This is a genomic window from Zhouia spongiae (assembly GCF_022760175.1).
Lineage (GTDB): Bacteria > Bacteroidota > Bacteroidia > Flavobacteriales > Flavobacteriaceae > Zhouia > Zhouia spongiae.
In genome coordinates this window covers 1,551,396-1,562,870 of the sequence record NZ_CP094326.1, presented here as the reverse complement: position 1 = coordinate 1,562,870, position 11,475 = coordinate 1,551,396, and the positions used below count along the sequence as shown (strand labels likewise).

The following is an 11,475-nucleotide window of genomic DNA, read 5'->3' as shown; positions in this document are numbered from 1 at the left end:
ATTAAATGTTGATTATCAATAAATTAAAATTTTGGCATAATCGTTGATTTCCAACCTGATAACAAAAAGCAAATCGTTATGAAAACAATAAAAATAATTTTTGCTTCCGCTCTGACAGCCATACTATTAACAAGCTGTACTGCTGACATTTATACAGATGACGGCATCATTGAGGAAGGATTGAGTTTAAACGAATTACTAAACAGCTACGATCTATGGTATGTGGATATTAATGAAACTCAGGGCAACGGGGAAGTTCCTTTTCTTCAGATTGCCTTTACCTTAAGCTTTAACAGGGGCGATGTATTGGCCAACAACAACCTGGCCGGATTTGGTTCCAAAGGCAATGGATATGGAATCCGGGTGGGATTTTATGATTCCTATAACCGGATTTTAGAAATCGACCACGATCTTGACGGCATATGGGAAATGGAAGTGATTCAGCATGGGAGTAATGAAATAGAATTATACCACCGACCTTCCAACACGTCTTATTTCCTGTATGGATACATGAAATACAACTTCGACTATGATGCTGTTTTTTACGACAATATTCAATACTTCCTGCAAGAATATGATGCATGGGAAAAAGTGTACACAAGCAGCTACGGGGCTATCAATGAATTCGATGAGGAAAATTTCTTACGGTTTACCGCTAACGCTTCAGTGCAGGAATTCCAATCTTCTATTGATAAGCAAGGAACCGGCATACATAATATCTACTGGGACTATAGAGGTGAATATGACATCTACAATGTTACAGGAGACCGGTATTTAAAAACTTTAACATTGGATTATGATTTTCTGAACAATGATTACTTCGAATTGACCGTTATAGATGATAGAACGATAGCGTTATTCCACCCAAGTTCTGAAACAGTTTATCAATTTGAAGGAAGAGGATTCATACAATATATGAAAGGAGATAACTTAAAGACTGGAATTACAGGAAGAAAGCGGTTTAAAACAAATAATCCTGACATGGTTATTGAAAGAATGAGTACTGCCAGGAAAGTAAAGATAGATGTTAATTAGTGATTCGGTTGGTTAATTGGTTGTGGAACCGCTCTTACAGTAACGTTGTAAGGGCGGTTTTTTTTTAATGGCAACCGCAATCGTTCTTGCCACATTCCTTTGCTGCACTCTGTCTCCGCTTGGGCCAGAAAAACTTTCTGACCAGGTATCCGACAGCCACAGCTAATGTTATGTATACTAAAATTGTTTGTAAATCCATCGTCACATTACTTTAAAACCTGGTATGCAATCAGCGCCACCACATATGCAAACCCGGTCATTATAAACAGCTGTCCCAAAGGCCATTTCCACGAGTTTGTTTCCCGTTTTACTATAGCTAGTGTGCTCATACACTGCATTGCAAACGCATAGAACAATAATAAGGAGATCCCGGAAGCCAGGTTAAAAAGTTTACCTCCTGTTAAGACATTAACCTCTGACCCCATTCTACTTTTAATAGTCTGTTCATCGTCGCTTCCAACGCTGTATATCGTTGCCAGTGTTCCTACAAAAACTTCCCTGGCCGCAAAAGAGCTAACGAGGGCTATCCCTATCTTCCAGTCATACCCTAACGGCTGTATCAATGGCTCTATTCCCTTACCTAAGATACCTATATACGAATTCTGCAGCTTGAAGCTGGCTATTTCATTCTCCATGTCAGTCTCAGAAACCGATTGACCTACCGAAGCCTCCGAGTACTTATTTTTTACAATTTCTTCTGCATTGGTAAAATCATCTGTCGGTCCGTTAGAGGCCAGAAACCATAACACAATCGAAATTGCCAATATTATCTTTCCGGCACCAAATACGAAACTCTTTGTTTTTTCGACAACCGTATAGACTACATTTTTTAGCAAAGGAATTTTATAGTTCGGCATTTCAACCACAAAGAAAGACCTGCTTTTTATTTTAAGAGCCTTGTTTAATATCCACGACGAAACTACAGCCATCACAAACCCTAAAAGGTACAACAGCATCAGGGTAAGGCCCTGCAGGTTCATTCCAAAAAACCTTTGATCGGGAATTACAAGGGCTATAATAATCAGGTATACGGGTAACCTTGCAGAACAGGTAGTAAATGGCGTTACAAGAATTGTTATGAGCCTTTCTTTCCAGTTCTCTATATTTCTTGTTGCCATAACCGCAGGAATGGCACAAGCAGTACCGGAAATTAGCGGCACCACACTCTTTCCGCTCAATCCAAACTTTCGCATCGAGCGATCCATTAAAAACACCACCCTGCTCATATACCCGGTTTCTTCCAAAACGGCGATAAAAAGGAATAAAAATGCAATCTGTGGTATAAAAATGACAATTCCCCCAAGCCCGGGAATGATTCCTTCTGCGATCAGGTTTGTGAATGCTCCCGACGGTAATGTTTCTTTCGCCCATTCGCTGAAAGAAGCAAATGTCGCATCGATAAAATCCATAGGATAGCTACTCCAGTCGTATATTGCCTGAAAAATAATAAGCAGGATCATAAAGAAGATCACATACCCCCATATTTTATGGGTCAGGACTTTATCCAAAGAAGCCCTGAAGCCTTTCGCAGCATTCATATCGAGCTTATATCCTTCTTTCAGGACTCCGTTGATAAACTGATAACGATAAATCGTTTCTTTCTGCTGGAGTCGTTTAAGCTCTGATTTCGGTTTGGTAGAAAAACTGGATGCATCTTTCACCAGGTTCCTGTCCAGATTCACAAAATTCACATCCTGGGTGATAACCAGCCACAATTTGTAAACATCCTGATTAGGGAAGGCGTTCTTTAATCCTTCAAAATATTCTACATCGATCACCGATGCATTGACACATGGCTCGGAAGACACATTCTTATAGTCAAGAATCAGTTCTTTAATACGATCGATCCCTTCATTCTTTCTTGTACTGACAACGGCTATTTTGGTTTTCAGCTTTTCCTCCAGAAGTGGTATGTCCAGGGTAATTCCCTTTCTGCGCATTCTGTCGGCCATATTAATAACCAATATCGTAGGAATCTTAAGATCTTTTATCTGAGTAAAGAGCAGTAAGTTTCGTTTCAGGTTTTCGACATCGGTTATTACCATAGCAACATCCGGAAAATCCTTATCCTTTTTGTTCAGCAACAACTCAATTACGACGTTTTCGTCGAGGGATGTTGCATTCAGACTATATGTTCCCGGAAGGTCAAGAATATGAGCTTTCACCCCTCTTGGCAACTTGCAGATACCTTCTTTCTTTTCAACTGTTATTCCCGGATAATTACCTACTTTATGATTCAGTCCTGTCAATTGATTAAAAACCGAAGTCTTACCCGTATTAGGGTTTCCTATGAGCGCTACTTTTATCTGTTTGCTCATACCCCTGATATATTATGGTCGATGACATCAATGGTTATATGAAGTGCAGTCTCTTTTCTAATGGCAAGATAAGAGCCATTGATATTGAGATAAAGCGGATCCTGAAAAGGCGCATGCTGAATGAGTTCTATCTCATTGCCCGGTAAACATCCCATTTCAAATAATTTAATCGGAATTTCATCAAGAGAAATTTCCTTAATAATCCCTTTCTCTCCTTTTTTTAGATCTGCTACTGTTAACGCCATCCTTATTTAGATTCATTTTAAGTAAGCAAAAATAATATAAAAAAACAGGATGGCGAAACCTGTATCCATAAAATAAACGTTAAAGCCTGTTAACAAAGCGATTTCACTACTCTTTGTATTCATTTTTCAGCACTTGAAGATCGTGCAATAGCTGTTCCATACTTTCTTTATCAGTACCATCGTAAAAACCCCTGATCCGTCTTTCTTTATCGACAAGGATAAAATTTTCAGTATGAATCATATCATAAGGTCCTCCGTCGCCATCGGTTTTTACCGCCAGGTAGCTTTTTCTGGCCAACTGATATATCTGTTTTTTATCACCGGTAACCATATTCCACTTCCTGTCAATAACACCTTTCTTTTCTGCATATGCCTTTAACACCGGAACTGAATCTATTTGGGGAGTTACCGAATGCGACAGCAACATAACTTCTTTATCATCGATGATCTCTTTTTGTATATCGACCATGTTGTCTGTCATTATCGGGCAAATACTCGGACAGGTCGTAAAAAAGAAATCGGCTATATATATTTTATCCTTATAGTCGTCCTGAGTAATTGTCAGGCCGTTTTGATTTGTCAGTTCAAAATCGGCGATCGTATGATATTTTTTAATGTATTGCATTGAGCTGTCTACCAGTTCGGCGTTCACCATTGCCGGTTGATACACCGGAAGTACTTCCTTGGGTTTTAAAGCATTATAGAACAGTGAAATAATAATTGCCGAAAGAACCGCGAGAACTATAAAAAAATACCTATACTTACTAAAGAATTGAAGCATGCTTACCTGACTTTTCTGAATTGCAAAATTACTGAATTATGATCATCTGCGCCTTCTTCACTGCTAAATGTATCATAAATTTATAAGGTTCAGCAATATTCGTTTCCTTTAATACATCTAAAACCTTACTTTTGTGCGATTTTGAATTTATTTTAGAGAAGATATATGAGTCCTATTTTAGTTAAGACATTACAACTTTTATTAAGTTTATCCATACTTATCGTACTTCACGAACTCGGACATTTTATCCCGGCCAAGTTATTCAAAACCAGGGTTGAAAAATTCTTTTTGTTCTTCGACGTAAAGTTCGCTCTTTTCAAGAAGAAGATCGGGGAAACCGTATATGGCATAGGCTGGCTTCCATTGGGAGGATATGTAAAAATATCGGGGATGATCGACGAGAGCATGGATAAGGATCAGATGGCCGGACCTCCGCAACCGTGGGAATTTCGTTCAAAACCTGCGTGGCAACGGCTGATCATTATGATAGGAGGGGTTACTGTAAACCTTATCCTCGGATTCCTGATTTATATGATGGTGCTTTTTGTTTGGGGACAGGAGCAACTGAAACCTGAAGATATGCCAAACGGGTTTGCCGTTGCAAAGGAAATGAAACAGTTCGGGTTTAAAGACGGTGATAAGATTATAAGTGTCAATGACAAAGAGCTTGACAATGCGCTTCGTTTTAACAGCTATTTGCTGGTACGGGATGTATCGAATGTAAAAGTTGAACACCAGGACGGTACCCAGGAAGTGCTTCATTTACCCGACACCATTGGCAACTATATCTTTCATAAAGGCCTTATGCCTGCTTTTCAACTACGTACAGACGCTATTTTAGATACTATCATTGAAGATTCTCAGGCAGAGAAAGCAGGGTTAATAAAAGGCGATAAGATTCTTAAAGTAGATGGTAAATCCATTACATATTTTGATGAAATAGGCAATCAGCTGATAGATAAGCCAAACTACCAGACGCAATTGGTTATTGAACGAAATAATAAAATTAACTCTATCTCTGTTACAACTGATGAAGATGGCAAACTAGGGGTCTATAGTTATGCTAATGCCCTTGTCACCCCTAAAGAAAGGCAGTTTGGTTTAGGAGAAGCCGTATGGGAAGGTTTTGCTTATGGCTATTGGACATTACACGATTATGTTGTACAGTTTAAATATATTTTCACTAAAAAAGGCGCAACTGAAGTGGGTGGATTTGGAACCATTGCCAAAATGTTCCCTCCGGTTTGGGACTGGCAGGCATTCTGGATGTCTACTGCGCTGATATCAATCATATTGGCATTTATGAACATTTTACCTATTCCTGCTTTGGACGGAGGACATGTAATGTTCTTGTTATATGAAATGATCACCGGAAGGAAACCAAGCGACAAGTTTTTAGAGTATGCTCAAATGGTCGGATTCTTCCTGCTTATCGCCTTACTGTTATTTGCCAATGGAAATGATGTTTATCGCTGGTTAACAGGAGATTAAAGTCGAACAAAAAATCATAGTGTAAGGGCTACCAATAAAGGTAGCCTTTATTATTTTACCTATCGATGATGGTATTTTATAATGAGCACTTTTGAACGAATCTGCATTTCCGTAAAATTCCTTGATTTTTATTTGCAAACATTAAACTAATACATATATTTGCATCCGCAAAATTGCAGTAGCAAATTCCTCCTTAGCTCAGTTGGTTAGAGCATCTGACTGTTAATCAGAGGGTCCTTGGTTCGAGCCCAAGAGGGGGAGCAAAACAAAAGCCATCTATTACGGATGGCTTTTTTAGTATGCAGTATTTCATAACACTGATTCACTCCCAATATAACAAAACCGACTGTTAATCAGAGTCCCGATAGAGATCAGGGTTGGTTTGAGCTTTTTGTCTGTCCCGATTGCTACAGGGAAGAGGAAAGAACACCTATTGATAAAGCGGTTATACTTTTATAGTGTAAACGTTTTTGTTTATTTTAGGCTGATGGGAAATAATAATGACGAATATAACTTTGACGCTGCTTTTCATTATAAAGCATATAGACCTCCACTACACACTATTATTTTAGATCGCTGCATCGGTAATCAAATATTTGAATCAGCACTTGATGTTGGTTGTGGCGTTGGTAATTCAACTATTGCTTTGACAAAATTTTGTGATCAGGTTGTTGGATATGACCCAAGCGAATCAATGATCCAACAAGCACAAAAGCACGAAATGGTAAAGTATGTTTCTAATCTAAATAAATTAAACCCCGGGTATAGTCTGGTGTGTTTTTTCGGATCCCTATTTTATATTGATTCAGTAATGTTAGAATTTTATTCTGATCATTTAACACCCGGCGGAAATATACTCTGTTGTGATTTTGAAATAATTTACAACCCGGTATTAGATGATATGGGAATTTCTGTAAGCAGATTAGATTATGATCATGCCAAAAACCTGGACGCCTATGATACCAATCAAACCAGACTCATTGTTTCAGAACAATTTGAAGTAGAATTTACGTGTCAAAACCATGAATTAGTTCATTTATTATTGTCTGAAACCAATATTAAAGAAGAATTATCAAAGAAATTTGATTCTGTAAATGTTTATCAACCTTTATTAGATGCGTTAGGGAGAATTTACCCTACAAACCAAGTAAAATTAAATGCCGGAATGTATTATAGCTATTATAGAAAGACCATCCATTAAAGCCACCAATAAATATGGCTGTATCTTTTAATCATAACGGGAGTTGAAACACAAAAGTCATTCATTGCGGATGGCTTCTGTGTTTTCCGACCACTCATCCCTTTGCCATCTCCCTGACAGTCCTGTGATCAACAAACACATTTCATATGTTAAAACCACGCACTTTGTAATCAAAATGTCATTTAAAACTTAGGCTTTCGTTATCTTTGTCAGACACAACTACTTCAATAATTACTATGGAAAATCTTGACGCTGCGAGACTCCAGATGGCCTTTACCTTAGCTTTCCACATTATTTTTGCCTGTATCGGGATGGTTATGCCATTTTTTATGGTGGTCTCTCATTACAAATGGCTGAAAACACGTAATCAGATCTATCTGACCCTTACAAAGTCATGGCAAAAAGGAGTTGCCATCTTCTTTGTCACCGGAGCAGTTTCCGGCACTGCTTTATCATTTGAATTAGGGCTTTTATGGCCTGAGTTCATGAAGCACGCCGGCCCGATAATCGGAATGCCGTTCTCGCTGGAAGGTGCTGCTTTTTTTGTCGAAGCTATCGCTTTAGGATTTTATCTCTATGGCTGGAACAAACTCAACGAACGATTTCATTGGATCACCGGAATTATCATAGGCATTTCAGGTGTAGCTTCAGGGATTCTGGTCGTCTCCGCCAACGGATGGATGAACGCACCCTCCGGATTTGATTATATTAATGGTGAATTTCTAAATATTGACCCTGTAAAAGCCTTCCTTAATCCTGCCTGGTTTTCACAAGCATTGCATATGGTATTAGCCGCATTTACCGCTACGGGTTTTGCCGTAGGGGGCATACATGCATACCAAATTTATAAGAACCGGAATGTTGAACTCCATAAAAAAGCATTTAGAATTGCTGTTACTTTCGGAGCCATTGCGGCTCTTCTGCAACCGATAAGTGGTGACATCTCTGCCAAAGATATAGCGCAGCGTCAACCGGTAAAGCTTGCTGCCATGGAAGCGCATTATAATACTGAAAAGGGAGCTCCTTTATACATAGGCGGCATTGTAAACGAGGAAACGCAAGAAGTCAAGTATAAGATTGCCATCCCCAAAGCCTTATCGTTTCTGTCATTCGGAGATTTTGATGCTGAAGTAAAAGGCCTTAATGATTTTCCGAAAGACACCCACCCTCCCGTAGCCATCACACATTATGCTTTCCAAACCATGGTAGGACTTGGCACATTACTGGTTATTGCCAGTTTAATATTTTTTATAAGTTATAAAAGGAAAAAATGGACTGCTAAAAATAAATACTGGCTCCTCTTTATCATTATGGCTCCTCTCGGTTTCTTTGCTTTAGAGGCCGGATGGGTTGTAACCGAAGTGGGAAGACAACCCTGGATTATTTACAATATTATGAAAACAAAAGATGCGGTAACCCCTATGCCGGGTATGGTCTACAGCTTTTATATGTATGTAATTCTATATACTATACTCGCGGTAGTTGTTACCTGGCTGATGCAGCGACAAATTAAAGTTTTAAACAAAACCCCTATTGAGTCATGATCTACGTTGTTTTATTCTTTCTGGCCTTTTCTTTATTCCTCTATGTATTACTGGGGGGCGCAGATTTTGGTGCGGGTATTGTAGAGTTATTTTCATCTAAAGAAAATCAGCAAATCACTAAAAAGACCATTTACCGGGTCATGGGACCAATTTGGGAGGCTAATCATATATGGATCATTATTGTGATGGTTATCTTATGGGTTGCGTTTCCTGTTTATTTTAACATCATCATGATCAGCCTGCATATTCCGTTAACACTCATTCTTATCGGTATTACTTTACGAGGTGTTTCCTTTATTTTCAGGCATTATGATGCTGTTATAGACGAATCACAAAAAATCTATAACGGCTTGTTTAGATTTTCAAGTGTTTTTACCCCTTTGTTGTTGGGAATGACCTTTGGGGGTATTATCAGCGGTTCGATTATTCCTCCGGAAGCTATTCACCAATACGGTTTCGGAGAGGTATATATTGATTCCTGGCTCAACAGCTTTTCTTTTTTAACAGGAATATTCTTTTCTGCTTTATGCGCATTTCTTTCAGCTACTTTACTGATCGGAGAAGCAGATGAAGCACATGAAAAAATTTACCGGAGAAAATCTGCTATTGCCACAATTGTAGTAGTTTTAAGTGGCAGTATCCTTATTCTGTACGGGTATGTAAACAACTATGTCTTCATAAAAGATTTCATTCAAAATCCTTTTAGCGTTTCATTAATCGGGGCTTCAGCACTGACTCTAATCCCTCTTTGGATCCATATCAAAAAAGGACATAAGATCCTGAGTCGTTTTTATGCCGGGCTACAGGTTGTCATGATCATTGCTGCGGCCATGATTGCTCATTTCCCATATGTTTTGATCACTAAACAAGGAGAACTGAGTTTACTGGAAGGAATTGCTCCGGACAGTGTTATCAGAGTATTAGGCATTTCTTTAATCGTTGGGGGGCTTGTCATTCTCCCTGGATTATTCCATCTTTTGAAATCATTTAAGATGATTAAAGTACTGGAATCTTAGAGCCTAAGAAACATTTAAAATTTCTTCCAAAAATTTTGTGTGGAAAAAACAAAAAAGCCTTATATTTGCAACCTCAAATTCCTCCTTAGCTCAGTTGGTTAGAGCATCTGACTGTTAATCAGAGGGTCCTTGGTTCGAGCCCAAGAGGGGGAGCAAAACAAAAGCCATCTATTACGGATGGCTTTTCTGTTTTATTTTGTTGAGATAAAATCTTGTTACAATCTTTATATTTCCTATCAGGAGCATTGATTTATTTATGGTTATTGATCATAACTTCTTCCAAATTACCTGCCAGCCCGATATCGGAAATCTCATCATTTACATGAATAGATTTGTATTGTATCAGGTCAGGAACTCCGAACCTCATAATTGATTTATCACCTTCATAAGCCACATAAACAAATTTGCGCGAGGCAACTATACGGGGTATCTTACCGTTTTTAAGCCTAAACCGAACGTCGTTGATCTTTGAAAAATCATTGGTATTGTACGCTGTTAAAATACCATCCGAAGTAAGGATATAACAAAATTTATCTTCAAAATCAAAAACTACCAGTTCAATATTGGTCAACGATAACAATTGGTCTATTTGCCTAGTCTTTAAATCAATGTTATAAACACCCTGATTTTTCTTAATCCCTAATACCGATGTTTTAGTCAGATCTTTTACATTATGGAGCTCGTCGAACGGTTCTTCCCCAAATGACATCGGATTAGGAATCGTACCTTCAATAAGCTTATAATCGGTAGAATACCCGATATTAAGGGTTAATAAATTTTTATCTGTGGCAAAAACAGCCTGATCTATATAATCTATACGGAAATTGGCGAAACCTGATATTTTTTTATAATTGGTAAATTGCTTGACCACTGTATTGTCAGACTTCACAACCTTGATTATTGAGGGAGTATCCTCATTTGTTTCGGTGTCAGTAACCGCAAAATATTGTGAGCCTAAAGCAACTGCCATGCCTTCATGCGGAGCAGACACCCCTTTAATTACAACAGGAGACACCCCATTAAGCACATTCTCAGCTCCTGTATAGATGATGTCTCCCGTACCCTTCTGAAAGGAAGCAGCCGTGTGCATTCTCCAATAAGTCTCAGTAGCCAAATGAGCCTCAATACTGCTTCTTACTTCAGGTTGGTAAGTATGAAAATGATCAAAATGAAGATCTAACCCGGTAAAAACAAAATCGAGGTGCGACTCACTATACAAAGCTATATTGGCTACAAAATACCTTATATCGGTTGATATCTTCGAATTAACGGATGATGCCTGTAAAACATCATTTCTATCAGAAAATGGTTCTCTCAGGTCTATTGAATTGTTATGAATATAGGTAACGATCAATTTTACACCTTCATATTCTTTCACTTCCGGTTCCGGAGCGTCAGTTCCATAATCTTTTAATGTTAACTCCGATTTCACTTCTGTACTTTGTCCCAACTTATCTGTAACAATAAAATAAAACTGATAATTCCCTTCAACCGATTCTGCCGGAATATCAAGATGCTTATGGAAAACAGTATTTAGTTTCCCGACATATTGCTCGTCCGTATATACCTTATTAAACATATAGCTACCGTCAGTTTGTTTTATCACCAGTTCAATTTGTTCAATAGAGCCTTCAGCAACAATTTCGGCTTCAACATGAATATCACGACCTATATAACCCATTTTATCATTGGGTGAGTCATGACCCGAACCCAATTCCTTCAAATCTATATCGGGTCTGGCCAGTGTATTAATTACATCATCATCTTTTGTTTCACAAGAAGACAGGGCTGTTACACATACATAGAGGAGGAAAAAAACACCGTTTAATACCTTTTTTTTCATT

10 protein-coding genes and 2 tRNA genes are annotated in these 11,475 nt (G+C 38.3%); 7 read left to right on the top strand and 5 right to left on the bottom strand.

Annotated features, from left to right (window positions below; translation table 11 throughout):
• Positions 1 to 78: 78 nt before the first annotated feature.
• Complete coding sequence (locus MQE36_RS06820) at positions 79 to 1,035, top strand: nicotinic acid mononucleotide adenyltransferase (RefSeq protein WP_242938420.1); 957 nt, start codon at positions 79 to 81, stop codon at positions 1,033 to 1,035.
• A 64-nt stretch (positions 1,036 to 1,099) separates the two neighbouring features.
• Here the strand turns inward: MQE36_RS06820 and MQE36_RS06815 are convergent, their stop codons facing one another.
• The 4 genes from MQE36_RS06815 to MQE36_RS06800 all read right to left on the bottom strand — a co-directional run bounded on the left by MQE36_RS06815 (position 1,100) and on the right by MQE36_RS06800 (position 4,379).
• Positions 1,100 to 1,234, bottom strand: a complete 135-nt coding sequence (locus MQE36_RS06815; protein ID WP_242938419.1) for a FeoB-associated Cys-rich membrane protein — start codon at positions 1,232 to 1,234, stop codon at positions 1,100 to 1,102.
• A 7-nt stretch (positions 1,235 to 1,241) separates the two neighbouring features.
• Positions 1,242 to 3,353, bottom strand: a complete 2,112-nt coding sequence (gene feoB, locus MQE36_RS06810) for a ferrous iron transport protein B (protein ID WP_242938418.1) — start codon at positions 3,351 to 3,353, stop codon at positions 1,242 to 1,244.
• A complete protein-coding gene (locus MQE36_RS06805; RefSeq protein WP_242938417.1) occupies positions 3,350 to 3,598 on the bottom strand; it encodes a FeoA family protein in 249 nt (82 codons plus the stop codon). Before MQE36_RS06805 ends, feoB begins: the two co-directional genes overlap by 4 nt.
• Before the next feature lie 106 nt (positions 3,599 to 3,704).
• On the bottom strand, positions 3,705 to 4,379 hold the full coding sequence (locus tag MQE36_RS06800) for an SCO family protein (RefSeq protein WP_242938416.1): 675 nt from the start codon (positions 4,377 to 4,379) through the stop codon (positions 3,705 to 3,707).
• Between the two features lie 165 nt (positions 4,380 to 4,544).
• Here MQE36_RS06800 and rseP point away from each other — a divergent pair, with 165 nt between their 5' ends.
• From rseP to MQE36_RS06770, 6 genes are all read left to right on the top strand, one after another.
• On the top strand, positions 4,545 to 5,870 hold the full coding sequence (gene rseP / locus MQE36_RS06795) for an RIP metalloprotease RseP (RefSeq protein ID WP_242938415.1): 1,326 nt from the start codon (positions 4,545 to 4,547) through the stop codon (positions 5,868 to 5,870).
• 187 nt (positions 5,871 to 6,057) lie between these two features.
• Positions 6,058 to 6,131, top strand: a tRNA-Asn gene (locus tag MQE36_RS06790).
• Positions 6,132 to 6,357: 226 nt separating this feature from the next.
• Positions 6,358 to 7,071 carry a methyltransferase domain-containing protein gene (locus tag MQE36_RS06785; protein WP_242938414.1) on the top strand — a complete coding sequence of 238 codons (714 nt, stop codon included), beginning with the start codon at positions 6,358 to 6,360 and terminating at the stop codon, positions 7,069 to 7,071.
• Between the two features lie 236 nt (positions 7,072 to 7,307).
• Positions 7,308 to 8,615 (top strand): cytochrome ubiquinol oxidase subunit I, encoded by a 1,308-nt coding sequence (locus MQE36_RS06780; protein WP_242938413.1) that lies wholly within the window; start codon positions 7,308 to 7,310, stop codon positions 8,613 to 8,615.
• Complete coding sequence (locus MQE36_RS06775; RefSeq protein WP_242938412.1) at positions 8,612 to 9,631, top strand: cytochrome d ubiquinol oxidase subunit II; 1,020 nt, start codon at positions 8,612 to 8,614, stop codon at positions 9,629 to 9,631. The genes MQE36_RS06780 and MQE36_RS06775 overlap by 4 nt, the downstream gene beginning before the upstream one ends.
• Positions 9,632 to 9,710: 79 nt before the next feature.
• Positions 9,711 to 9,784 (top strand) — tRNA-Asn (locus MQE36_RS06770).
• Positions 9,785 to 9,881: 97 nt separating this feature from the next.
• On the opposite strand, the gene MQE36_RS06765 is transcribed toward MQE36_RS06770, so the two are convergent.
• A complete protein-coding gene (locus MQE36_RS06765; protein WP_242938411.1) occupies positions 9,882 to 11,474 on the bottom strand; it encodes a DUF4625 domain-containing protein in 1,593 nt (530 codons plus the stop codon).
• Position 11,475 lies beyond the last annotated feature (1 nt).

Coding starts and splice junctions, on each gene's coding strand:
- MQE36_RS06820 (WP_242938420.1), top strand. CDS start 79: ATGAAAACAATAAAAATAATTTTTGCTTCCGCTCTGACAGCCATACTA.
- MQE36_RS06815 (WP_242938419.1), bottom strand. CDS start 1,234: ATGGATTTACAAACAATTTTAGTATACATAACATTAGCTGTGGCTGTC.
- feoB (WP_242938418.1), bottom strand. CDS start 3,353: ATGAGCAAACAGATAAAAGTAGCGCTCATAGGAAACCCTAATACGGGT.
- MQE36_RS06805 (WP_242938417.1), bottom strand. CDS start 3,598: ATGGCGTTAACAGTAGCAGATCTAAAAAAAGGAGAGAAAGGGATTATT.
- MQE36_RS06800 (WP_242938416.1), bottom strand. CDS start 4,379: ATGCTTCAATTCTTTAGTAAGTATAGGTATTTTTTTATAGTTCTCGCG.
- rseP (WP_242938415.1), top strand. CDS start 4,545: ATGAGTCCTATTTTAGTTAAGACATTACAACTTTTATTAAGTTTATCC.
- MQE36_RS06785 (WP_242938414.1), top strand. CDS start 6,358: ATGGGAAATAATAATGACGAATATAACTTTGACGCTGCTTTTCATTAT.
- MQE36_RS06780 (WP_242938413.1), top strand. CDS start 7,308: ATGGAAAATCTTGACGCTGCGAGACTCCAGATGGCCTTTACCTTAGCT.
- MQE36_RS06775 (WP_242938412.1), top strand. CDS start 8,612: ATGATCTACGTTGTTTTATTCTTTCTGGCCTTTTCTTTATTCCTCTAT.
- MQE36_RS06765 (WP_242938411.1), bottom strand. CDS start 11,474: ATGAAAAAAAAGGTATTAAACGGTGTTTTTTTCCTCCTCTATGTATGT.